The sequence below is a fragment of the Embleya sp. NPDC001921 genome (assembly GCF_053594475.1).
Genome location: NZ_JBSFEO010000007.1, coordinates 41,712 through 65,495, shown reverse-complemented (window position 1 = coordinate 65,495; position 23,784 = coordinate 41,712). Strand labels below are relative to the sequence as shown.

At 72.4% G+C, this 23,784-nt stretch carries 18 protein-coding genes; 5 read left to right on the top strand and 13 right to left on the bottom strand.

The genetic code is table 11. The features are described 5' to 3' along the window. Positions 1 to 225 precede the first annotated feature (225 nt). The gene (locus ACWCPW_RS10375; protein ID WP_449761153.1) at positions 226 to 3,246 is read right to left on the bottom strand and encodes a LamG-like jellyroll fold domain-containing protein; all 3,021 of its coding nucleotides are present in this window, start codon (positions 3,244 to 3,246) and stop codon (positions 226 to 228) included. 562 nt (positions 3,247 to 3,808) lie between these two features. Between ACWCPW_RS10375 and ACWCPW_RS10370 the strand changes: the two genes are divergently transcribed. Continuing rightward, on the top strand, positions 3,809 to 6,199 hold the full coding sequence (locus ACWCPW_RS10370; RefSeq protein ID WP_449761152.1) for a hypothetical protein: 2,391 nt from the start codon (positions 3,809 to 3,811) through the stop codon (positions 6,197 to 6,199). A 60-nt stretch (positions 6,200 to 6,259) separates the two neighbouring features. Here the strand turns inward: ACWCPW_RS10370 and ACWCPW_RS10365 are convergent, their stop codons facing one another. Beyond that, positions 6,260 to 7,267 carry an LLM class flavin-dependent oxidoreductase gene (locus tag ACWCPW_RS10365; protein ID WP_449761151.1) on the bottom strand — a complete coding sequence of 336 codons (1,008 nt, stop codon included), beginning with the start codon at positions 7,265 to 7,267 and terminating at the stop codon, positions 6,260 to 6,262. A gap of 377 nt (positions 7,268 to 7,644) precedes the next feature. Here ACWCPW_RS10365 and ACWCPW_RS10360 point away from each other — a divergent pair, with 377 nt between their 5' ends. Further along, on the top strand, positions 7,645 to 9,420 hold the full coding sequence (locus ACWCPW_RS10360) for a 3-hydroxyacyl-CoA dehydrogenase family protein (protein WP_449761150.1): 1,776 nt from the start codon (positions 7,645 to 7,647) through the stop codon (positions 9,418 to 9,420). 119 nt (positions 9,421 to 9,539) lie between these two features. Next, the gene (locus ACWCPW_RS10355; protein ID WP_449761149.1) at positions 9,540 to 9,839 is read left to right on the top strand and encodes an ATP/GTP-binding protein; all 300 of its coding nucleotides are present in this window, start codon (positions 9,540 to 9,542) and stop codon (positions 9,837 to 9,839) included. Here the strand turns inward: ACWCPW_RS10355 and ACWCPW_RS10350 are convergent. The 4 genes from ACWCPW_RS10350 to ACWCPW_RS10335 all read right to left on the bottom strand — a co-directional run bounded on the left by ACWCPW_RS10350 (position 9,823) and on the right by ACWCPW_RS10335 (position 14,083). After that, positions 9,823 to 10,275, bottom strand: a complete 453-nt coding sequence (locus tag ACWCPW_RS10350; RefSeq protein ID WP_449761148.1) for a hypothetical protein — start codon at positions 10,273 to 10,275, stop codon at positions 9,823 to 9,825. The genes ACWCPW_RS10355 and ACWCPW_RS10350 overlap by 17 nt on opposite strands. 123 nt (positions 10,276 to 10,398) lie before the next feature. Further along, entirely contained in the window at positions 10,399 to 11,889 is a 1,491-nt protein-coding gene (locus ACWCPW_RS10345; protein WP_449761147.1) for an aldehyde dehydrogenase family protein, read from the bottom strand. Then, positions 11,886 to 13,427: a long-chain-fatty-acid--CoA ligase gene (locus ACWCPW_RS10340; protein WP_449761146.1), complete on the bottom strand. Its 1,542-nt coding sequence runs from the start codon at positions 13,425 to 13,427 to the stop codon at positions 11,886 to 11,888. Before ACWCPW_RS10340 ends, ACWCPW_RS10345 begins: the two co-directional genes overlap by 4 nt. 263 nt (positions 13,428 to 13,690) lie before the next feature. Continuing rightward, positions 13,691 to 14,083 (bottom strand): SCO5389 family protein, encoded by a 393-nt coding sequence (locus ACWCPW_RS10335; RefSeq protein ID WP_449761145.1) that lies wholly within the window; start codon positions 14,081 to 14,083, stop codon positions 13,691 to 13,693. 407 nt (positions 14,084 to 14,490) lie between these two features. Between ACWCPW_RS10335 and nucS the strand changes: the two genes are divergently transcribed. Further along, entirely contained in the window at positions 14,491 to 15,150 is a 660-nt protein-coding gene (gene nucS / locus ACWCPW_RS10330; RefSeq protein WP_395865952.1) for an endonuclease NucS, read from the top strand. Positions 15,151 to 15,212: 62 nt separating this feature from the next. On the opposite strand, the gene ACWCPW_RS10325 is transcribed toward nucS, so the two are convergent. Further along, positions 15,213 to 16,628: an NAD(P)/FAD-dependent oxidoreductase gene (locus tag ACWCPW_RS10325; protein ID WP_449761144.1), complete on the bottom strand. Its 1,416-nt coding sequence runs from the start codon at positions 16,626 to 16,628 to the stop codon at positions 15,213 to 15,215. A 284-nt stretch (positions 16,629 to 16,912) separates the two neighbouring features. On the opposite strand from ACWCPW_RS10325, the gene ACWCPW_RS10320 reads away from it, so the two are divergent. Next, positions 16,913 to 18,622, top strand: coding sequence for a hydroxysqualene dehydroxylase (locus tag ACWCPW_RS10320; RefSeq protein WP_449761143.1), 1,710 nt, complete (start codon positions 16,913 to 16,915; stop codon positions 18,620 to 18,622). An 85-nt stretch (positions 18,623 to 18,707) separates the two neighbouring features. Here the strand turns inward: ACWCPW_RS10320 and ACWCPW_RS10315 are convergent, their stop codons facing one another. The 6 genes from ACWCPW_RS10315 to ACWCPW_RS10290 all read right to left on the bottom strand — a co-directional run bounded on the left by ACWCPW_RS10315 (position 18,708) and on the right by ACWCPW_RS10290 (position 23,783). Next, a complete protein-coding gene (locus ACWCPW_RS10315; RefSeq protein WP_449761142.1) occupies positions 18,708 to 19,205 on the bottom strand; it encodes an SAM-dependent methyltransferase in 498 nt (165 codons plus the stop codon). Next, positions 19,202 to 19,795, bottom strand: coding sequence for a GTP-binding protein (locus tag ACWCPW_RS10310; protein ID WP_395866498.1), 594 nt, complete (start codon positions 19,793 to 19,795; stop codon positions 19,202 to 19,204). Before ACWCPW_RS10310 ends, ACWCPW_RS10315 begins: the two co-directional genes overlap by 4 nt. A gap of 40 nt (positions 19,796 to 19,835) precedes the next feature. Further along, complete coding sequence (locus ACWCPW_RS10305; protein ID WP_449761141.1) at positions 19,836 to 20,240, bottom strand: DUF742 domain-containing protein; 405 nt, start codon at positions 20,238 to 20,240, stop codon at positions 19,836 to 19,838. Continuing rightward, on the bottom strand, positions 20,230 to 20,685 hold the full coding sequence (locus ACWCPW_RS10300) for a roadblock/LC7 domain-containing protein (RefSeq protein WP_449761140.1): 456 nt from the start codon (positions 20,683 to 20,685) through the stop codon (positions 20,230 to 20,232). The genes ACWCPW_RS10305 and ACWCPW_RS10300 overlap by 11 nt, the downstream gene beginning before the upstream one ends. Continuing rightward, a complete protein-coding gene (locus ACWCPW_RS10295) occupies positions 20,682 to 22,598 on the bottom strand; it encodes an ATP-binding protein (protein ID WP_449761139.1) in 1,917 nt (638 codons plus the stop codon). Before ACWCPW_RS10295 ends, ACWCPW_RS10300 begins: the two co-directional genes overlap by 4 nt. A 267-nt stretch (positions 22,599 to 22,865) precedes the next feature. Further along, entirely contained in the window at positions 22,866 to 23,783 is a 918-nt protein-coding gene (locus ACWCPW_RS10290) for an ABC transporter permease (protein WP_449761138.1), read from the bottom strand. Position 23,784: the final 1 nt, after the last annotated feature.

Sequence of the window (23,784 nt, the reverse complement as noted above, 5' to 3'; positions counted from 1 at the left end):
TGGTGGGTGCTCGGGTTTCGGGTGTCCTCAAACGCCGGACGGGCTGGAGTGGTGCCGGGCGGGCTGGGATTGGTGCCGGTCGAGCGGGGTTTGCGCCGGGCGAGCCGGGTTGCGCCGGTCGAGCCGGGGTTGCGCCGGGTGGGCCGGGATTGGGTGTCGGGCGAGCCGGAGTTGGGCTGGGAGTGGGGCCGGACGGGCCGTGGGTGGCCCGTCCGGCGGGTGGGGTCAGGGGATGGGGCGGGTCATGTCGGTGGTTATTTCGGTGGGGGTGAGGGGGCGGTTGTAGATGCGGACGTCGTCGATGAGGCCGGTGAAGTATTCGCCCCAGACGGTGTTGCCGCCGATGCGGAGTGCGCCGCCGGCGTCGACGATCGGGCCGGTGTGCGCGGTGGCCCGGACCTGGACGCCGTTGACGTACAGGCGCAGCGTGGCGCCGTCGTAGGTGGCCGCGACGTGTGCCCAGGCGCCGGTGGCCAGGGGTGCGGTGCCGTCGGCGTAGGTGTCGTTGTTGGTGCCGGTGGTGTTGATGGACGTGTTGGGCGCGTTGGTGCCGTTCGCGTACAGCGCGTAGGACAGGCCGCCGCCGCGTTCCTTGAGCAGGACGGTGCGCCAGTTCGTGATCGCCGAGGGTTTGACCCAGGCCTCCAGGGTCATCCCCGTGGTGAGCGTGAGCCGGGCGCTGTGCGGCACCGTCACCATCGACGAAGTGCCGTTGAAGGAGAGCGCGTTGCCGGAATGACCGGGCACCCAGGTGCCGCCCGTGACGGTGCCGTTGTTGCCCTGGCCGGCGTCGTCCGTGACGATCGTGCCGCCGGTCGCGTTGAAGCCGTACTGGGCCATCAGTCCGGGCGTCGGCCCGTCGATCTCGCGATAGGTGGCGGTCAACGTGACCGGCGTCGCGGGCGCGGTGATGTTGTGTGCCGCGGCGCCGCCGTCCGACCAGGACACGAACTCGTAGTTCTTGCCGTTCAGGACCTGGGTCGAGGGCGCGGCGATCGAGGACGTGCCGCCGACGATCACCGTGCTGGTGAACGGTGCCGGGCGTTGCGAGGAGAACAGGCCCAGGGTCAGGCCCGGTGGGTTGGACGCGAGCGTGATGTTCACGGTCTTCGGGTCCAGCCGCACGCTGGTGGTCCCGGTCAGGCCGCCGGAATCGGTCGCGGTCAGCCGCAGTTCGAGCCAGGACGGATACTCGTGGTCGACCGCCGTGAAGCTGCCCGAGGCGCCGCCCTGCCCGGTGATCTGGTGTTCGTGGCAGGTGCTGGGCGTCGTGCAGTGGTGCATGATGATCTGCCAGTTCAGACCGCTGCCGGGGATGGTGCCGTCCTGGGGGTCGGTCGCGTGTCCGCTGAACGCGATCGGATCGCCCACCTTCCAGGTGAGTGACCCGGCCGGGGTGTCGATCACCGGGGTCGGCGGCGCGTTGCCGGCCGAGATGGTGATCGGTGCGGAGACGCCGGTCAGGCCCACCGGGTCGGTGACCCGGAGTCTGGCGGTGTACGTGCCGGACGCGGTGTAGGTGTACGAGGGGTTCGCCGCGGTCGAGTCGTCGAACGCTCCGTCGCCGTCCAGGTCCCACGCGTACGTGAGGGTCTCGCCCGGGTCCGGGTCGGTCGACGCGGAGCCGGTGAACGCCACGGTCAGCGGGGTCGTGCCGGTGGTCGGGGTCGCCGAGGCGACCGCGGTCGGCGCGCTGCCGGTGTAGCGGACCCGGTGGATCGCGCCGTCCTCGAAGCCGACGTAGTACACGTCGCCCTCGGGGCCGGTGGTGAGCTGGACCGGATTCGCGTTGGTCACGAACGCCTGGCGGGTGGCCGGGTCCGGGAGTCCGTCGGGGCCGGCCAGCATGCTCCACACGCAGCGCCGACTGTGGTCGGCGAAGAACATCGCGCCCCGGTACGCCGCCGGGTAGCGCTGCCCGGAGTAGAAGGTCACCCCGGAGATCGCCGAGCCGCTGCCGGTCGGACAACCGTCACCCGGGGCCACCACGGCGCCGTGCTGGTAGGCGTAGTAGGGCGTCTTCACCGCCGCCGGACCCTCGGCGTAGAGGTTGGCGCACAGGTTCAGGCCGATCGACTCGTAGCCGCCCTGGCGGGACGAGCCCTCATAGCAGGGCCAGCCGAAGTTGGCCACGGCGGTGCTCGACGGGGTGAGTCGGTCGATCTCCTCCCACGTGCTCCAGCCGACGTCGCCCACCCACAGCTCGTTGGTGCCCGGCCGGAAGCCGAAGCGGAACGGGTTGCGCAGGCCGGCCGCCACCAGTCGGCGGGCGTTGGCGTCGGCGTTGCCCGCGAGCGGGTTGCCCGGCGCGCCGGCGCCGGTGGCCGGGTCGATCCGGATGATGCTGCCGTTGAGCGCGAACGGGTCGCCCGACGTGCGGAAGTCCTGCGCGCGCAGGGCGCCGCCCTCGGCGGTGGGCGCGGTCAGCACGGTGCCCACCGGACTGGTGCCGTCGGCACACGGGTTCGCCGGGATCGGGTCCTTGCCCGGGATCGGGCCACTGGCCGTGGTCTGGCCGTAGTCAGCCCAGTCGAAGCTGGCACCGTCGCCGGCGGAGGCGTACAGGTAGCCGTCCGGGCCGAAGCCCAGGCTGCCGGTGGCGTGCGACGGGAACTGCTGGCACCAGCCCTCGACCAGCACCTGTTCGGGGCCTGCCGTATTGCCCGTCGCGGTCAGCCTGGCGATCCGGCCGGTGACCAGGCAGCCCTTGGCCTGGGCGCCGGGCGGGTCCGGGCAACCGTCGTCCAGGGCGCCGGCGGTGCCCCAGTAGGGCGCCGAGCCGCCGGGGCGCGCGTCGTGCGTGTACATCACGTACACCGACGGATCGGTCGGGAAGTTCGGGGCCAGGGCCAAGCCGAGCAGCCCTCGGTCCCAGAAGTTGTGCACTTTGGCCCGCAGGTCGGTGAACACCGTGGGCGTGGGATCGGTGATCGAGTCGAACACCTTGACGACGCCGGTCTTCTCGGCGACGAAGACCCGACCGTCCCGGGCGAAGGCCACATCGACGGGTTGGGTCAGGCCGGTCAGTACCGCGTCGTCGGAGAACTTCGGCGGTACCGCCGCCGCCTGCGCGGACGCGGCGCGCGCGGTGGGCGCCGAGTTGAACAGCTCTGGACCGGGTGGGCGGGACGAGGTGTCCGAGACACCCGCGGACGAGGCCGGCGACGCGCCGGCCGAGGGTATCGACAGTGCTAACGAGGCGAGCAGTGCGGCGGCGCACGCGAGCCGGGTCCCGCGCCGACTCACCCGCCGTCCCACGCGTCGCGTACGTATGGAACCGGACATGCGAGTCCCCCTGTTCCCCCTGTGCGCCGGACCGATGTGGCGCCCCTTGTGCACCATAGGGCGACTCGACGGGCATGCACCGACTTTTCGCCAAGCCCGCCACGGTGGGCGCGCGTCGGCCGCCCGGTGGGGGTGCGCGCCGGCGATTCGGCGTGCTCGTACCGGTCGTTCGGCAGGTCCGGGGGGTCGGGGACGCAGCTCGGCGCGATCGTCCCCGTGACCACTCGGGGGGCGCGCGCGTTGTTGTGAAGAGGGAGCGAAGGTCGGCCCGGACCCGGTCCACTCGACGGCGGGAGGTGGCAAGGTGGGATGCGGTACGGAGGGGACACGCGCAGCCCGTGCCCGGTCGCCCCGCCGCTCGACGCGTCGGTGCTCAACGATCTTGTCACGAACCCGGCACCGGGTATCGGTGTGCCGGCCGCGCCCGGCACACTGATCACCGGTTTCCGCCCCCCGGGGCCCGGACTTGTCCCCGGCCGCACCGGTGCGTCGAGAAACCACGACGGGGAGCACAGGGAGTGGCATGAACGGCGGCGGCAGGGAACGGCCGGAAGAGGACGGGGAAAAGCGCTTCGAGGACGACCCGCTCGAATTTCCCGCCGACGCCTCGGTGCGCTCCGCGGCCGATTCGGCAAGCGGGTCGGCGAGCGACTCCTGGGGCGACGACGCCTATCTGGACGAGCTGTTCGGGCCGCGTCCGGGCGCGGCCGAGGAGCGTGAGGCGCGGGCGGCCGAGTCGTCCGGGTCCGCGTCCGGGCCCGCGCGCACGCCCGGGTCCGAGCGCGCGTCCGAGCCCGAGCGCGCGTCCGGCCCCGAGCGCGCGTCCGGGCCGCGCATCGGTGGGGCCGAGCCGATCCGGCTCGACGACGACCGGCCGGGCCCGGTCCCGGGGGTGGACCGGGGCGGCGCCGACGAACCCGGTTCGGGCGCGCTGCAACTGATCGCGGGCGACCTGCTGTTGACCTTCGGCGGACCGGACGGCACCGACGCGAGTGCGATGCCCGCGGGAGCCCGGCCGCCGCTCACCTCCAGGCTGCCCGGTTCGGTGCCCACGAACGACCCGCCGCCGCTGGGCCGGGACGCGGAGATCGCCGAGCTCACCGGCCTGTTGCAGCGCGGGACGTCGGTGCGGATCGGCGGGTCCTCGTCGAGCGGTCGCACCACCGTGCTGCGGCACCTGGCCGCGCTCGACCCGGCGGAGGCGCCGGACGGGGTGGTCCTGCTCGACGGGCGGCGCCGCGGTCTGGACGACCTGCTGCAGCAGTTGCACGACGCGTGCTTCACCGGTCCCGCGCAGCGGCCGACCCGGCGGCAGTTGGGCATCATCCTGGCCGGTGTGGCCGCGCTCGTGGTCGTGGACGATCTGGAGCTGGGCCGGGAGGACGTGCTCGAGCTCCTGCGGATCGCCCCGGAATGCGCTTTCCTGGTGGCCGGTCCGGAGGTGGCGGATCCGATCGTGCGCCGGGACTCGCCGCTGCACGAGATCACCCTGGGCGGGCTCCCCCAGGACGCGTGCTTCGACCTGCTGCGGCGGATCGCCGGGCGCGAGCTCGACGACGAGGAACTCGCCTGGGCCTCCGCGCTGTGGTTCCAGGTGGGCGGCCATCCGGGTCGGTTCGTGCAGGCCGGCGCGCTGCTGGGGCGGCGCGAGCACGGGCGGTCCGGCTACGGGCTGCTCGACGACGGCACGGCGGACAGCTCGGGCGAGTTGCCCTCGCCCGGCGAGCCGAGGCAGTTCGTGCCGCGCCTGGTGCCGCTGGTGTCCGCGTCGGCGCAACAGGTGCTGCGGCTGGCCTCCGCCTTGGACGGGGAACTGCCGGACCCGGTACACCTGCCGGCCCTGACCGGCGCGGTGGACGCGGTGGGCGCGGCCGACGAACTGGTCGCGGCCGGGCTCGCGGTGCGCGAGTTCGGCCGGTACCGGCTCACCGGCGGCACCGCCGAGGCGATCGCCACGATCGTGCGCGGGCCGTCCTCGTGGGCGGTCGCGGCGATACAGCACTTCACCTGGTGGGTCTCGCACCCCTCGGTCACTCCCGTGGAGATCGCGCGCGAGGCGGACACGATCCTGGCCTGCCTGCGCGAGTCGGAGCGGCTCGGCAAGGCCGGCTCGGCACGCGCGCTGGCCCGGGCCGCGGCGCCCGCGTTCGGCGCCTCGGCGCGCTGGGACACGTGGGGCGAGCTGCTCGACCTGGGCCTGGCCTCGGCGCGCGAGGCGGGCGCCTCGGCGGCGTCCGACCACGCGTGGTTCCGGCACGAGCTGGCCGTCCTGGCGCTGTGCACCGGCGACACCCGGGGCGCGCGCGAGGAGGCGGTCGCGGCCACCCGGATGCGCGACGTCGGCTCGGACAAGCGCGGACTCGCGGCGGACCGCCGGGTGCTGGCGCTGGCGGGTGGCGACCGGGTCGCGGTCGCGGCGGCGGGCGGGGACGAAACGGGCGGCGCGGCACGCGGCGGGATCGGCCGGCGCGGCGTGCTGATGACGGCGGGCGCTGCGGCGGTCCTGGTGCTGACCCTGGCCGCCGTGGTCGCGATGGGCTCGGATTCGCCGGACAGGATCGACCACCGCAACCCGGTCGGCTCGACCGGCTCGGCGGCCTTCGATCCGAACACGCCCCGGGGCCCGGAGGCGGACCCCAAGGCCGACCGGGACAAGCCGCCGCCCCCGACCGGCAGCCGCAAGCCGGGTCCCGGCAGCGCGACCTCGACGACCACCACGACGACCCGCGAGTCGCCGCCGGCGACCACCGCCCCGGCCACCACGGCGCGCTCGTCCAGTCCGGCCAACTCGCCGTCCCAGGGCAACAGTTCGCCCCCGACCACAACGTCGGCACCCCCGCCGGCCTCCACCGCGCCACCCCAGCCGAGCACATCCGCCCCGGCCCTGCCCCCGGCGGCCGGGGAAGGCACGTGAGGTCGACGAACGCGGCTCGGGCGCCGGGTCCCGGGAATCGGGGCCCGGTGCCCGGGGGCATCACCGCAGCGCCGGCAGCACTTCCTTCCCCAGTCGCTTCACGTTCTCCAACGTCGTCGACGCCGCGCCCCCGCCCTCGGTGAACAGCAGGAAACGGGTGATGCCCGTGCGCTCCGCGGTGCGGGAGAGGCGGCGGACGCAGTCGGTCGGGGAGCCGACCGGGTGGATGCGGCACAGGAAGTCGGTGTACTCCGCCGGGTCACGCATGCGGCGTTGGCGGTCGTCCACCGTCATGTGCGCCGACAGGCCCCGGCGCAGCCACCTCGGCATCGCGCCGCGCAGGGTCTCGGTGGCCTCGCGGCGGGTGTCCGCGACGTAGGCGACGCTCGCGGCGGCGTGCTCGACCGCCTTGGGGTCGCGGCCGCACGCGGACGCGGCGCATTCGTAGGCGCGGACCATCGCGGCCTTCTCCTCGTCGTCGGCGTGCATGCCCAGGAGCATCGGCAGGCCGTGGCGGGCCGCGAGCGAGGCGCTCGCGGGCGAGGTGCAGGCGACGATCACCGGCGGGTGCGGGTAGGTGCGCGGACGCGGTACCACCGGCACCTTGCGGAACGTGAAGTGTTCGCCCTCCGCGCCCACCCTCGGGTGGGTGAGCCAGCGCATCAGCAGGTCCAGCGACTCCGGGAAGGCCTCGTCGTACCGCCGCAGGCCGGTGCCGAAGACCTCCAGGTCCACCCACGGGCCGCCGCGCCCGACACCGAGGGTGAAGCGCCCCCCGGAGAGCTGGTCCAGCAGGGCGGCCTGCTCGCCGAGGGCGACCGGGTGCTGGTCGGAAAGCACACTGATCGCCGTACCCACCCCGATTCGATGTGTACGCCCCAGTAGCATGGAGGCGAACGTGACCGCCGACGGGCACAACCCGTACGGCACGAAATGGTGTTCGGCGATCCACGCCTCGTCGAACCCGGCCTCCTCCGCGGCGATTCCCGCGTCCATGGCAGCGGTGAGCACGCCACCGTGATCGCCCGCGTCGAACTGTGCCGCCAGCAGGAAGATGCCCAACTTCATCGCGTCCTCCTCGTCGTGACCCCGTCGGCCCGAGCCGGGCGGGACCGGTGAGGGGCGGAGCGGGACGTGGGGACAGGGCGCCCACAGACAAGACAACGCTCGAAGGCCTTCCGAGGTAATCCTTCACCTGTGATGGTTTTCCACCCGACCGGGCGGTTATCGGGACCAGCGGCGCCATCGTGCGGCCGTCGACGGGGACGCTCGGGCGCGCGCCCGAACAGATATTCGGGACGGATCGAGGCGAACGGCACATCCCACCGGTCTGTGCCTGTCCGACAGGGGCTGCCATACTCCTGAAACCCCGCGGTACTACTTCGCAGTAACCAAGGCGTACTCCCGGTAGGGAGACGCCATTTCAGCAGCGAGGAGCACAGCAGATGACCCGTGACATCAGCACGGTCGGCGTGGTCGGCCTGGGCACCATGGGCGCCGGCATCGTCGAGGTCCTGGCCCGGGCGGGACTCACCGTCGTGGCCGTGGACGTCTCCGACGAGGCCATCGCGCGTGGCCGGGCCCGGATCGCCGAGTCGACCGCCCGCGCCGCGGCGCGCGGGAAGCTGACCGAGGACCAGCAGCGAGACATCTTCGATCGCATCACCCTCGGCACCGACCTGAACTCGGTCGCCGCGGCGGATCTCGTCCTGGAGGCGATACCCGAGCAGCTCGAGCAGAAGCAGGAGCTTTTCGCCCGGCTCGACAAGATCTGCGGCCCGGACACCATCCTGGCCACCAACACCTCCTCGCTGTCGGTCACCGAGCTCTCGGTGTCCACCACACGTTCCTCGCGCGTCGTGGGGCTGCACTTCTTCAACCCCGCGCCGGTGATGAAGCTGGTCGAGGTCGTCCGCACGGTGGTCACCGAACCCGAGGTGCTCGCCGACGTGGTCGCGCTCGCCGAGCGGCTGGGCAAGTCGCCGGTGGTCGCCGGCGACCGGGCCGGCTTCATCGCCAACGGGCTGCTGTTCGCGTACCTCAACCACGCGGCGTCGATGTACGAGCAGAAGTACGCCACGCGCGAGGACATCGACGCGGCGATGCGCTTCGGCTGCGGTCTGCCGATGGGCCCGCTCGCGGTGCTCGACCTGGTCGGGATCGACACCGCGTACGAGATCCTGGAGCAGATGTACCGCCAGTCGCGCGATCGCCTGCACGCGCCCGCGCCGATCCTCAAGCAGATGCGGACCGCGGGCCTGCTCGGGCGCAAGAGCGGTCGCGGCTTCTACACCTACGAGCAGGCTGGCTCGCCGGTCGTGGTGGCCGAGGCCGGCGAGACCGGCGCGGTCGCCGGCACGCCGCGCGAGGTGCGCGCGGTGGGCGTGGTGGGCACCGGGACGATGGCCACGGGCATCGTCGAGGTGTTCGCCAAGTCCGGGTACGACGTGGTCTACGTCGCGCGCAGCGAGGAGAAGGTCGAGCGCGTGCGCACGGCGCTGATCCGCTCGCTGGACAAGCAGATCCAGCGCGGCCGGCTGACCGAGGAGGCCAAGGCCGACGCGCTGGCCCGGGTGACCGGCTCGACCCGGCTCGACGACCTCGCCTTCGCGGACCTGGTCGTGGAGGCGGTGGTCGAGGAACTGTCGGTCAAGCAGGCCCTGTTCGAGAACTTCGACGAGATCTGCAAGCCCGGCGCGATCCTGGCCACCACCACCTCCTCGCTGCCGGTGATCGACTGCGCGGTGGCCACCTCGCGCCCCGGCGACGTGGTCGGCATGCACTTCTTCAACCCCGCGCCGGTGATGAAGCTGGTCGAGGTGGTGCGTACGGTCGCCACCACGGACGACGTGGTGGCCACCGTCCACGAGGTCTGTCGCCGCACGAGGAAGCACGCGGTGGACTGCGGCGACCGGGCCGGCTTCATCGTCAACGCGCTGCTGTTCCCGTACCTGAACGACGCGGTGCGCATGCTCCAGGCCAACTACGCCGCGGCCGAGGACATCGACACCGCGATCAAGCTGGGCGCGGGCTACCCGATGGGGCCCTTCGAACTGCTCGACGTGGTCGGGCTGGACGTCTCGCTGGCGATCCAGAAGGTGCTGTTCGCCGAGTTCCGCGAGCCCGGCTGGTCGCCGGTGCCGCTGCTGGAGCACCTGGTGACCGCGGGCTATCTCGGCCGCAAGACCGGGCGCGGCTTCCGGGACTACGCGAAGCGGTAGCGCGGGCCCGAGCGTTGCGGGATGAAGCGGTGCCGGCCGGACCGAGCGTGGTCGGGCGGGAGTAAGTAGTACGAGAGGGGTACGGGCACACGCGTCGCGTGCACCCGTACCCTTTTTGTGTGCCGCGTCGTAACAAGCCCACCAGCCGCTCCCGGTCCGTCGACCGGGACGAACCCCGCGACCCCAGCCTCGGCTTCGAGGAGCGCGAGTCGGGGATGGACGGGGATTGGCTGGTGCGACCGATCAGCGGTCAGGCCGCGACCAAGACCTACCGTTGTCCCGGATGCGACCACGAGATCTCGCCGGGCGTGCCGCACCTGGTCGCGTGGTCCGCGGACGGCCGGGTCGAGGAGCGGCGGCACTGGCATCGCCCGTGCTGGAACAGCCGCGGGCACCGGCGGATCACCCGGCGACGGTAGGCGCCCCGTCCCGACCGGTGGCCATCCGTCGACCGGCCGGACGCCGGGGGCGGGTCGCCAGCGTCGCCGCGAGCAGCAGCGCCAGGGCCGGCAGGGTCACCGCGAGCACGATCGGGAAGATCAGCGCGACCGCCGAACTCGCCACGTGCAGACCGGCCGCGCCGATCAGGCCGACCCGGGAGGTCGACCCGCTGTGCAGCCGATCCCGCAGGTCGCTCACCGCCCAGACCGACCAGATCACGATCACCAGGCCGAGCAGTACGAAGAAGGCGGCCCCGAGGGCGCCGGCGGCGGTCCCCTTGCTCGCGTACCGGTCCGACAGCGCGTTCATGAGCACGATCGGCGCGACCACGCCACAGCCGACGACCGCCGCCACCGCCTCGATGGTCAACGTCACGACCGCCGCGTACGTCACGATCCCCCGGGTCACCGTCATAAGCCGCGATCGTGCCCGCTGGGCGCGGGTTTGTCGAGAGTTCGTTCGAGTCGGGTGGGAGTGCCGGCCGGGCATGAGGGGTCGACCCGGCGCCGGTCCCGGGCGCCGGGTCGGTGGGTCCGCTCAGTCGCGTCGGCCGAAGCGCAGCGAGACGTAGCGGTCGAGCAGCCTCATGGTGCCCTGGGTGCGGGCGAAGGACGTGGGCTCCAGCGGCGTCTTGAACAGGCGCCGGGTGATCGCCTGCGGGCGGGCGAACTCGCGCAGCCCGTCCGCGCCGTGGATGCGCCCGAAACCGCTCTCGCCGACCCCGCCGAACGGCAGCGCCGGGATGCCCGCGAAGGCGATCACCGCGTCCACCGACACCATCCCGGTGCGCAGCCGCCGGGCGATCCGCATGCCCAGCCGCCCGGTCCGGGCGAACACCGCCGCGCCCAGGCCGTAGCCGGTGCCGTTGGCCAGGCGGACCGCCTCGTCCAGGTCCTCGACCGTGCGTACCGAGATCACCGGGCCGAACGTCTCCTCGCGGGCCGCGCCGCTGTCGTCCGGCGCGTCCACGAGCACGATCGGGTCGATATACGGCGGCCGGATCGCGCCGACCCCGCCCACCACCGCCGTCGCGCCGCCGGCGATCGCCTCGTCGAGATGCCGGCGCACCACCTCGACCTGGGCCGGTATGGTCATCGGCCCGTACGCCGCGCCCGGTTCGTCGGCCGGGACCAGGTCGGCGATCCCGGCCCGGAGCCGGTCCAGGAACTCGGTCTTGATCGAGCGCTCGACGAAGACCCGTTCGATGCCCACGCAGGTCTGCCCGGCGTTGGACAGCGCACCCCACAGGGCGGCCTCGGCGGCCCGTCCCAGGTCGGCGCCCGCGCCGACGATCAGCGCGTCCTTGCCGCCGCACTCCATCAGTACGGGCGTCAGGGTCCGCGCGCACGCGGCCATCACCTCGCGCCCGGTGGCGGCCGAGCCGGTGAAGGCCAGCTTGTCCACGCCGGCCGCGCACAACGCGGCGCCGGTGGAGCCGTCGCCGGTGATCACCTCGAACACCCCCGACATCGCGTCCGGGTTGGCCCGGGCGAACGCGTCGGCCAGGAACACGCCCACGCCCGGGGTGTACTCGCTGGGCTTGAACAGCACCGCGTTGCCCGCCGCCAGCGCGTACGCGATCGAACCCAGCGGGGTGAACACCGGATGGTTCCACGGGCCGATCACGCCGACCACGCCGAACGGCCGGTACTCCACGTACGCCGCGTGGTTGACCATCGCCAGTCCGCCGGCCACGCGGCGGCGGCGCAGCACGGGTGCCGCGTGTGCCGAGGCCCAGCCGATGTGCTCCAGGCCCAGGAGCAGTTCCAGGAACGCGTCGTCCCGCGGTTTGCCGTTCTCGTCGTGCACCAGCGACCCCAACGCGTGTCGAGTGCGCACCAGTTCGGCCGCCCACGCGCGCATCCGGCGGCGCCGCTCGACGGGCGGGAGCCCGGCCCACCAGGCGCCGCCGACCCGGGCTCGGGCCACCGCCTCGCGCACGTGCCCGGCGTCGTGGATCGGGTAGCGGGCCAACTCCTTGCCGGTGGCCGGGTCGAGCGAGGCGAAGGTCTCCACGGTCGGGTTCACGCCTGGGTCGTCCTCTCTCGCAGCACGGACTTGCGCACCTTGCCGGCCGCGGTCAGCGGCAACGCGTCGACGAACTCGACGCTCCTGGGCGCCTTGTAGCCGGCGATCAACGTCTTGACGTGGGCGCGGACCTGCTCGGCGGTCAGCTCGCGGTCCGGGTGCAGGACCACGACGGCGTGCACCCGCTCGCCCCACGTGGGATCGGGCAGGCCGATCACCGCGCAGCCGGCGATGTCGGGGTGCGCGTTGACCGCGTTCTCCACCTCGGCGCTGTACACGTTCTCCGCGCCGGTGACGATCATGTCCTTGAGCCGGTCGACCACGGTGACATAGCCGTCGGCGTCCATGAACCCCAGGTCGCCGGTGTGCATCCAGCCGTCGCGCAGCGCCTGTGCGCTCTCGTCGGGCCGGTTCCAGTAGCCGAGCATCACGTGGTCCCCGCGCGAGACGATCTCGCCGACTTCGCCGCGCGTCGCCTCGCGTCCGTCGGAGCCCAGGATCCACACCTCGGCGTGATGGCACGGCCGACCCGCCGAGCGCAGCCGCAGCGGGTTCGCGTCCAGGTGGTCCTGCGGCATCAACAACGTGGCCAGCGGCGCGAGTTCGGTCTGGCCGTAGGCCTGTACCAGGGCGGTGCCGGGCAGCGCCTTGAGCACCCGCTCCAGCAGCGCGGCGGTGATCGGCGAGGCACCGTAGGTGAGCAGCCGCAGCGAGGACACGTCGTACTCGGCGAACCTCGGGTGTTCCAGCACCATTTGCAGCATCGTCGGGGCCAGGAAGACCTCGGTGATCCGCTCCCGTCGGATGGTCGCGGCGACCTGCTCGGGCTCGAAGAACGGCAGTACCACCTGGGGGATCCCGACGATCGAGGTCATCAGCGACACCCCGAACCCGGCGATGTGGAACAGCGGCGCGGCGTGCAGCACGCGCGCGTCCGGCACGATCCGGAAGGCGGCGGTGGCGACCAGGCCGCCCATCGCGGACGCGAGCAGGTTGTCGTGCGAGAGCATCACACCCTTGGGGAATCCGGTGGTCCCGCCGGTGTAGAAGACCCCGGCGAGGTCGTCGCCGCCGCGGTTCGCGTCCGGGATCGGCTCGGCCGCCGCCAGCAACTCCTCGTAGTCGTGCGCCCCGGGCCCGGTCGGCGCACTGCCCATGTGCACGACCTCGCGCACGCACGACGAAGCGGCGCGCAGCGCGGGCACGAGGGGGGCGAACGTGTCGTCGACGAACAGTACGCAGGTCTGCGAGTCGTCCAGCGAGAAGGCGATCTCGGCCGCGCTCCAGCGGATGTTCACCGGGTTCAGCACGCCGCCGGCCCACGGGATCGCGCTCAGACACTCGAGGTAGCGGGAGGAATTCAGGGACAGGATCGCGACCCGGTCGCCGATGCCGACGTCCAGACCGCGCAACGCGCCGGCGACCCTGGCGACGCGCTCGCGCAGTTCGTGGAACGTGGTGCCCGTGCCGCCGTCGATCACGGCCTCGCGCTCCGGGGTCTGCTGGGCCCATCGGTGCAATGGCTGGGTGATGCCCATGGATTGCTCCTCGCGTGGGAGGGGAGGGAGGGATGCGCGGTGCGGGCGGTGCGGGCGGTGCGGGTGATGTGGTGTGACGCGCGTGTGGGCGGCATGGCGCGGCGGTGCGGTGTGCGCGGGGCGCCGGTGTGCGGGTGCGCGGGTACACGGGTGCCTGCGGGCCGGATCGGGGGTCCGGGGCGCGTGCGCGGGGGAGCCGGGTACGCGGAGGCGCGGGCACGCCGTCAGGCCCGCCCGCGCCGCCGAAGGGTTCCGAAGCGGTGTCAGCAGTCGCGCAGCGTCGGCGACTGGTTGAGCAGTTGGCCCCGGATCGAGGTGAACTTGGCGTACCGGTCCGCGTCCAGGCCCTCGACCGGGAAGACCGCGACCCGGTGGCAGTTCTGGAACGCGAGCTTGACCCCGAAATGCCGTTCCATCGAGCCTCGAATCGCGTCCGAGGCCAGCGCGCGAAGCAGTTGCCCGCGCTCGGTCTCGGTGGCGGGCGGCACCTGGTTGTCCGCGAACGGACCTCCATCCACCTGGAGTTGCGTCGCCAACGTGGAAACGAGATTCCAGGCGTAGGGCAGTGAGGCGCGCACGCAGTCGACGAACTCGGCCTCGTCCACGTCACCGCGTTCGGCCTGTTCCAACAACTTCGGAGGCACATCGAGCGACATCGGTGCTCCTTCCGGCCGGGACGTACGCAAGTTCGCCCGGCGGTACGGGTCGTGTCCGGTACGTAGCGGGTGGCGCCCATGCTCCGATCACGACACGCCCCGAACGCCCTTCCGCGCGGCCCGCACCGTCTCCTGACTCACCGTAGGACATCGGGCACACGTTGCTCCATAGCGAACGGTCGGTGAACACGACCGCGGAACGCGACCGCCGGGCCGTGCCTCCGGCCCGAACCTGCGGCCCGGTCCGGGGCCGTGTCCGGCGGTCGCACGGGGGGATCCGCGAGCCGAAGGCGGGCTCCGGCCCCGGCCGGACGGCGCCGGAAGCCGCCATGACGTGCGTCACACGGGTCGAGGCGCCGGCGCGGGGATGGCCGAGGCAGGGGTCGCGAAGGCGGTAGCGTCGGGGCATGCGTCTCGTCATCGCCCATTGCTCCGTGGACTACGTCGGGCGACTCACCGCCCACCTGCCGTCCGCCCCCAGGCTCATCCTCGTCAAGCGGGACGGGAGCGTGTCCATCCACGCCGACGACCGCGCGTACAAGCCGCTGAACTGGATGAGTCCGCCGTGCACCCTCAAGGAGGGCGACGGCGTGTGGACGGTGATCAACAAGGCCGGCGAGAAGCTGATCATCACGATCGAGGAAGTACTGCACGACACGTCGCACGAGTTGGGCGTGGACCCCGGCCTGGTCAAGGACGGCGTCGAGGCGCACCTCCAGGAGCTGTTGGCCGACCGCCTCGACGCGCTGGGCGCCGGCTGGACCCTGATCCGGCGCGAGTACCCCACCCCGATCGGTCCGGTCGACATCCTGTGCCGGGACGCGGACGGCACCACCGTCGCGGTCGAGATCAAGCGCCGGGGCGAGATCGACGGCGTCGAACAACTCACCCGCTACCTCGAACTGCTCAACCGCGACACCCTGATCGCCCCGGTCAAGGGCGTCTTCGCCGCCCAGGAGATCAAGCCCCAGGCCCGAGTGCTCGCGGTCGACCGGGGCATCACCTGCGTCACCTTGGACTACAACGCCCTGCGCGGCACCGAGGACGACAAGCTGAAGCTGTTCTGACCGGTTCGGCGCCGGGCCGCCCCGGTTCCGGGGACCCGGCGCCGAAGCCCCGTTCGGCGACCTCACCCGGCTTCCCCGGTTGCCGGCCATCGGCGTGGGGCTCGTTGCCGGCGCGTATCCCGTCGGGTGCCCAGTTGTTCGCGGGCTTCGGACAGGGCGGTGCGCAGAACCGCCGCTCGGTCCACGCCCGGGCGGAGCAGGGTGCGGGTGAGGAGGCCGGCGAGGACTCCCGGGGTGAGGAGTTCGGAGGGCTTGCGGATTCTGGAGTACACGTCGAGGAGGGGGCGGGAGCCTTCCGGGCGGGTGGCCATGGAGCGCAGAAGAGTTTCTTCGAGGGGGGTCACGGCGGTGGAGCGGGCCAGGGTGTTGGTCCAGTGGTAGGTCTCGCGGCATTCGTGGTCTCGGCGGCGCTCCCAGGACGCGGTCGCGGCATCCAGGCGCTCCGGGTCGCCGAGCACCGGGGCGGTCGCCTCGCCCAGGAGGCGGCCGAAGCGTAGGGCGTCGCGGATGCCCTGGGCGGTGACCGGGTCCTTGAAGTGGCCGGCGTCGCCCGCGAGGGCCCAGCCGGGGCCGGCGGAGCGGCGGAAGTAGGAGGGCAGGTCGGTGGCCCGGACGATCTTGGTGGTTCGGGTGCAGCCGGCGACGCGTTCGGCCAGGCCGGGCATCAGGGCCAGGGTGCGGTCGTACTCGCCTTCCAGGTCCAGGCGGAAGGCGTCGGCGCGTTCCTTGGGCGGCATCAGCAGGACCAGGGTCAGGCCGCCGTCGCACGGGAAGGCGGTGCCCAACTCCCGGTCCGTGCGCCACATCGCGGCGGTGCCGCGCCATTCGGCGCGTGGGTCGTCGTAGTAGGCGTAGTAGCAGGCGCGTTGGTTGGGGTTGGCGGTGTGCGGGCGCACCACGCCGACCTCCTTGGCGACGAGCGAGCGGCGGCCGTCGGCGCCGATCACCAGTGGGGCGCGGAGGGTGTACGCGAGCGCGCCGCGTTCCTGGACCCGCACACCCGCGACCCGGCCGCCCGACCACACCAGGCCGGTGACGCGGGCGCCCTCGCGCACCTCGGCGCCCATCGCGCGGGCGGTGTCGACGAGGGCCTGGTCGAGGCCGGAGCGGCGGACGCACATTCCGTACGCGATGCCGTCGACCGGGCTGTAGGTGCCTCGAACGCGCCCGTTGGGCATATCGATGTACGCGTCGTCGTGGTGCGGTGGCCCCAGCGCCTCGACCCGCTCCAGCGCGCCGAGTCGGGACAACTCCGCGACGCCGCCCGCGAACAGCAGGTGGGTGGAGACGGTCGTGGACGGGAAGCGCACCGCGTCGAGCGCGACCACCCGCCGCCCGGCCCGCGCCAACGCGATCGCCGCCGCGGAACCGGCGCACCGGGCGCCGACGACGACCGCGTCCACGCTCTCGTCCGGCAGGGTCGAAGTGAACCGTGGAGCGGAGGAAGTCGAGTCGGTTTCGGGATCCGGAGTGGTCACGGGGCGTCCTCCAGCCTGGGCCGATGAGTGGTCACGAGCCGTGCGTGGGGTGCCTTCCCGACGGTAGTGAGCCGATCATCCCGGGACAAGACGCGCATCCCCGGATGTCTTGTGGGATCGGCGAAGTGACGCGATAGTCGGATCCTCGCACCTGTTGCCACCGTTGTCGGTTACGGGAGTCACCCATGACTGAGCACGTGCAGGGTTCGGCAGGAACCAGTGGATCGGGGCCGTCGCGGCGCGACTTCGTGGCGGCGGCAAGTGCATTGGGATTAGCCGGTGGGGTGCCCCTGGCGCTGGCCGGAGGCGCGGGCGCGGGCACGGCGCCGAGTGCCGACGGGCGTCGGGTCGCGGTGCTCGGCGGGGGGATGGCCGGGCTCACCGTCGCGCACGAGTTGATCGAGCGCGGCTTCCGGGTCACCGTGTACGAGCGCAAGGCGCTGGGCGGCAAGGCCCGGAGCATCCCGATCCCGGGCACCGGGACCGGTGGTCGACGCGATCTGCCCGGCGAGCACGGCTTCCGCTTCTTCCCCGGCTTCTATCAAAACGTGCCCGACACGATGCGGCGAATTCCCTTCCCGGGCAACGCCAACGGCGTCTTCGACAACCTCGTCTCGGCGCCGAACGCGATCTTCGCCCAGGCGGGTCGGCCGGACATGCACTTCACCCTGCCCAGCGGGATCGGCAACATCACCCCGGAGGCGCTGCGCGACGCGCTGATGTCGATGGCGAGCGTCGCCTCCCAGGTGCCGCCGCACGAGATCGCGTTCTGGGCGGAGAAGATGATCGTCTTCCTCACCAGCGGCGAACTGCGCCGCAACGGCCAATGGGAGCACATGTCCTACGCGGACTACCTGCGGATGGACCGGATGTCGCCCGCCTACCGCACCATCCTGGTCAAGGCGTTCACCTCGACACTGGTCGCGGCCAAGGAGAACGTCGCCGGCACCCGCACGATCACCATGATGGTGGAGATCTTCCTGTGGACCATGCTCGGCCGAGGCGCCAACGGCGCTCCCGACCGGGTCCTGGCCGGGCCCACCAGCGAGGTCTGGATCGACCCCTGGTATGCGCAACTCGCCGGTCTGGGCGTGGACTTCAAGATCGGTTGGACGATCACCGGACTCGATTGCGCCGGCGGCCGGATCACCGGCGCGCGGGTGGTCGACCCGCGCGGCAACGCCGGGACGATCGACGCGGATTGGTACGTGCTCGCCGTGCCGGTCGAGCGTGCCGTGCCGCTGATGACCCCGCAACTGGTCACCGCCGACCCGGCGTTGGGCCGACTGCGGCGGTTGACCACCGACTGGATGAACGGCCTGATGATCTATCTGCGCCGGCCCACCCCGATCACGCACGGCCACGTCGCGTACATGGACGCGCCCTGGGCGGTCACCTCGATCAGCCAGGCCCAGTTCTGGCGCGGCGACTTCGCGGCCCGGTACGGCGACGGCAGCGTGCACGACGTGCTCTCGCTGGACCTGTCCGACTGGGACGACCCGGGCATCGTGTACGGGGTGAGCGCGCGCAAGTGCACGCCCGCGCAGATCGTGGACGAGGTGCTCGCGCAGGTCCGGGCCAACCTGGACAACGGTGCCGCGCTGGTGCCGGACGCGCAGATCCACTCGTGGTTCCTGGACCCCGGAATCACCGACGCCGGACTGCCGAGCGTGGCCAACGACGAACCGCTCCTGGTGAACACGATCGGCTCGTGGGACGACCGGCCCGAGGCCACGACGCGGATCCCCAACCTGTTCCTGGCCGGCGACTATGTACGCAACACCATCAACCTGGCCACGATGGAGGGCGCCAACGAAAGCGGACGGGCGGCAGCCAACGCGGTGCTGCGCGCGGCCGGTTCGAACGCGACCCCGGCAACGGTGTTCACGCTCTACCAGGAACCGGCACTGGCCGGATGGCGGCGCGCGGACGACCTGCGCTACCGGCTGGGCCTGCCCAACCTCTTCGACGTCATCCGGCCGTATTGGCCCTGATCGGCCGAACGGTCCTCGTTGTCGGTTCCATCGGCCAGGGCAGTCGTCGTGCACCTTTGGTGGTCGAGAGTGGGGTGGGCGCCCGTCAGTCCGCGTAGTAGTCGCTCATCAGCTCCGTCGCCCAGGTCGGTTGGAGGATCTCTCCGCGCGGGCCGAACTCGCGCAGGTAGGGCTTGAGGTCGAGGACCGGGGTGCCGTCGACCGCGTCCAGGCCGCGGACGTGGACGTCCAGGCCGTCGACCCGTTCCAGCGAACACCTGGAGACCGCGAGGCGGTTCGGGCGGTTCTTGGCGCGTTGGGCGAAGATGCCGACCAGGGGCCGGTCCGGGTTGCCGCGCGGGTGGCGGGCGCCGGTTTCGATCGCCTCCCCCGGAACCCGGTGGAAGTGGAAGACCACCTCCAGGTGGGAGAACTCGGCCAGGCCGGCGAGCGCCTCCGGGCCGAACCGCCCGGTGTCCAGGCGGATCACCGAGGACACGTTCCCCCAGTGGTCGTCCACGAGTTCCACGCGCGGGCCGGACACGTGCCCGATCGCACGCAGGGTGACGTCGTCCACGGGTTCCCGGACGCCGTCCGTCCTCACGGCGTGAGGTCCAGCGCGTGCACGACCAATTCGGCCAGGGCGTCCACCGCGCTCTCCCGTACCCGCGCGTCGCATTCGGTCATCGGCGTGCGGGGGCTGATCGACAGCGCGTCGCGCAGGTCCTCCTCCGGATAGCGCGGCGCGTCGTCGAAGAGGTTGACCGCGACCACGAACGGGATGCCCGAGCGCTCGAAGTAGTCCACCGCCGGAAAGCTGTCCTCCAGGCGCCGGGTGTCCACCAGGACGATCGCGCCCACCGCGCCGCGCACCAGGTCGTCCCACATGAACCAGAACCGGTTCTGGCCCGGGGTGCCGAACAGGTAGAGCACCAGGTCGCTTTCCAGGGTGATCCGGCCGAAGTCCATCGCGACCGTGGTGGTGCGCTTCTCCGGCAGGCCGGACAGGTCGTCGACGTCCTCGCTGAGCACCGTCATGACCGATTCGGTGGTCAGCGGCGGGATCTCCGAGACGGCCGCGACCAGCGTGGTCTTGCCGACCCCGAAGCCGCCCGCGACGACGATCTTCGTCGAGGTGATCGGCGGTCCCTCGCCGATTCGTCGACCACCGGCGCCGGCCGCGGGCAGCGGGATGGCCGGGACCTCGTCGCCGAGCCCGCCGGTCCCGCCCAGATCAAATTTTGCGTAGTCCACCGAGCACCCTCTCCAGCAGCGCGCGATCGGGGCGGCCGGCCTCGTGTTCGGCCTGGTACACGCTGATTCGGCCCTGCGAGGCCAGGTCGCTGATCAGCACCCGGACCACGCCGAGCGGCATGTGCAGGATCGCGGCCACCTCGGCCACCGAGCGCACCCCTCGGCACAGGTGCACGATCCGGGCGACCTCGGGCATGTCGCCCGTGCCGTCCTGCGGACAGTCCAGGGTGGTGACCAGCGTCTCCACCAGCAGTACGTGGCCGTAACGGGTGCGGCCCCGGGTCAGCGTGTACGGGCGTACCCGCGAGGTGCGACCGCCCGGTTCGGGTCTGGTCGGATGTCCCCGCTCGGTGTCGTAGTCGGAAAAACCGCCGTCAGGAGCCAACGCGACCACCTCCACGGTCCTGGTGCATCTGTGCGCGCAGGGCCGGCGTCAGGACGTGGCCGGCGCGCCGTACGAACGAGGTCATCTGATAGGCGATCACGCCGAGATCGGCGGACCCGCCCGCGTGCACACCCAGACAGGAGCCGTCGCTGATCGACATCGCCACGACGTAGCCCTCGGCCATCGTGACGATCTCCTGGCGGACCGCGCCCATGTCGAGCACACGCGAGGTGCCCTCGGCCAGGGCCACCAGGCCGCTGACGATCGCGCCGAGCTGTTCCTCGGCGTCCTCCGCCGAGGCGGCCGCGTCCGGGCCGCGCGCGCTGGCCAGCATCAGGCCGTCGGAGGAGACCAGGACGACCTCGCGGACCCCCGGGACATCCCCGGCGAGGCCGGCCACCAGCCAGTCGACATCGCGTGCCGTGGTGCCATTCGACCCGGTCACCGGTCTCCACCTCCTGTCTCCTCCCGCGCGTCCGGCGGGAAGGTGGGTTCTTCGTCGGACGACCCGACCGGATCGGTCGCGTCGCCCTCCCGGCGGGCCGCCTCCAGACCTTCCTGAAAGCCCGTCAGTTGCCTGCGCAGTTCGGCGGCGGAGAGCGTACCGGTGTCCCGGGAAGCGTCCGCGGGGGGCACGACGCGCATCGCACCGCTGTTGTCGCCCACCACGAGGCGCTTGGGCAGCCCGCGCCGGGTCCGGCCGACCGAGGAGACGGCGGGCCCCGTTCCGTCCCCGCTCGCGGCCGCCTGCGGCTTCGCGGGTGCGGTCGACCGCGCCTGCGGTTTCGCCGCCGCGGTACGGCGGGCGGGCGGCGCGACCCGCGGCACGTCCCTGGCATTCGCGGCGGCGGAAGCGGTCGAAGCGGCCGACGCGGTCGAGCCGTTCGACGCGGCGGAAGGGTTCGAGGCATGCGAACCGTTCGCGGCGTTCGAGGTGTTCGCACCGGCCTTCGGGGTCGTCCCGGTCGGCGGCGCCTCGGCCCCGTCCTCGCCCATCACCGCCTCGACCGCCGGGAACAGCGCACCGGGCGCGACCAGTTTCGCCGCCGCCTCGTCCGGTCCCGGCTCGGGGTTGGCCGCCGGCGTGCGCTTGGGCAGCCCCTTCGGCGTCCGGGCCGGCGGCGCGGCGTCCTCGCGCGGCACCACCGGACCACGCGACGCGGGCGTCACCCGGGTCGCCGCGGCGGCCTCGATCGCGACGGCGGGCGCGGGGTTCGCGCCGACCGGTCGGGCCGCCGGCAGCGCCAGTCGGGCCGCGCCCGGCGGGATCGCCCGCGCGCCGGGGACCACGCCCGGGATGGCCATCCGGTCCCGCTCGCGCTCCTGTTCCCGGTCGCGCTCGGCGGAGAACTCGGCGGGTGAGGGGCCCTGGCCGTGGAAGGCCGCGGCGGGGATCACCACGACCGCGCTCAGGCCGCCCTGCGGGCGCGGGCGGAGCTGCACCCTGATCCCGTGTCGGCGGGCCAGCCGGCCGACCACGAACACGCCCAGGCCGCCGCCACTGGCGGCCTCCTCCTCGGCGCTGTCCCGCTCGATCTGCGAGTTCAACTCGGTGAGCCGGTCCGCCGGTACGCCGATCCCGTTGTCGTCCACCGACAACACGACCTCGCCGTTCTCCAGCGTCCAACCGCCGATCTCCACCCGGGACTCGGGCGCCGAGTACGCGGCGGCGTTCTCCAGGAGTTCGGCGAGCAGGTGGCCGACGTCGTCGGCGGTGCGCCCGAGTACGTCGGCGCGCGGCACGTGGCCGACGTCGATGCGCTCGTAGCGCTCGATCTCGGAGACGCCGGCGCGGACCACGTCGAGCAGCGGGATGGGTGGGCGCCGGCCGCGCCGTTCGTCCGCGTCCGCGAGCACGAGCAGGTTCTCGCTGTTGCGGCGCATCCGGGTGGCGAGGTGGTCGAGCCGGAACAGGTCCTGGAGCCGCTGGGGTTCGTCCTCGCCGTGTTCGAGCTTCTCGATCAGGTCCAACTGTCGCTCGACCAGGGTCAGCGTGCGCATCGACAGGTTCACGAACACGTCGTGCACCCGGCCGCGCATCAGGGTCTCCTCGTCGGCGAGCGCCGCGCGGCCGCGCAGCAACTCGTCGTGTTCGGCCTCCAGCCGGGCGCGTTCGGCCTCCAGCCGGGCGCTCTCCGCGGCTTGACGCACGGTCAGCTCGCGGAGTCGGGCGATCCGCCGCTCGGAGACCCGATGGCGCAACCACGCGGCGATCGAGGACAGGGCGACGGCGGTGGTGAGCAGCGTGCCCGCGAGCACCGACTCCCACACCGTCTCGGAGTTGCCCAGCAGGACGACGGCGGTGGCGATCCCCGCCAACGCGAAGACGGCCGCCGCGGAACCGAGCCCGGCCGCCACTCCGCCCCCCGAGCGCCGGCTCCGGTGAACGGGAGCGGGAACGCGCACAGGTGCCGCGTCCGCTGCGTTGGGTGTTCCTGGATCCCCCTGCCCATACATGGGACGTGAGCATATCGTCGGACTATCTCTGGATGTATCTTCCGTGGCTACGCGAGTCGCCCCGAAAACGGCCGAAAGGCCCCGCCCGACGACTGTCGAGCGAGACCTTTTCGGTATGCGGACCAACATTTTTGACGAATGGTCAGGCAAACCGCCGGACCGGACGGGTCACACGTCGCGCGAACGCAGCCGTACCCCGCCCGCGATCAGCGCGAGCGCCGCGTACGCGGCGATCAGCAACAGCGAGGGCCACGGACCCGGGCCGCCGTCGTCGCCACCACCGCCGATCAGCTTGCCCAGCGCGAACATCGGCGAGTACTCCATGACCTTCTCGCCGACCGAGTGCGGCAGGAACGGGCCGATGATCATCGGCAGCAGGATGGCGCCCATCAGCGCGGTGATCGCGCCCGCCGAGTGCCGCAGCAGCACACCCAGACCCAGCCCGAACAGGCCGATCACGGACAGGTACAGCGAGCCGCCCACGACACTGCGGAACAGGTCCACCTCGGCGGTGGAGTCGCCGATCCGCGAGGTGAGCATCGCCTTGCCGAGCACGGCGGTCAGGCCCATCGTGACCACGCCGACCACGAACATCAGGCCCGCGAAGACCACACCCTTGGCCACCAGCACCTGGAGCCGGCGCGGGTACGCGGTCAGCGTGGTGCGGATCATGCCCGTCGTGTACTCGGCGGAGATGGTCAGCACACCCAGCGTCGCGGCGGCGAGCTGCGCGACGATCACGCCGATCAGCGCGATGCTCACGTAGTCGTCGTCGGCGTCCGGATTGACCGTGCCGGCCAGCAGCACACCCAGGCCGAGGATGAGCAGCACCATCACGACCAGCGTCCACATGGTCGAGCGGACCGTGCGGATCTTGGTCCACTCGGACAGCAGCACCCGGCCGAAGCCCGCGTTGCCGCCGCCCACCTGACCGCCGACCTGCGACTGCTGGACCGGCGGGTAGGGCGCCTGCCCACCGGCGGGCGGGAACTGCTGTTGCGCCTGCCCCGGCGGCGGGAACTGCTGGGTCTGCTGCGGCGCGGCCATCTGCGCCGGTGGCATCACGTGCGGTTGGCCCTGCGGCATG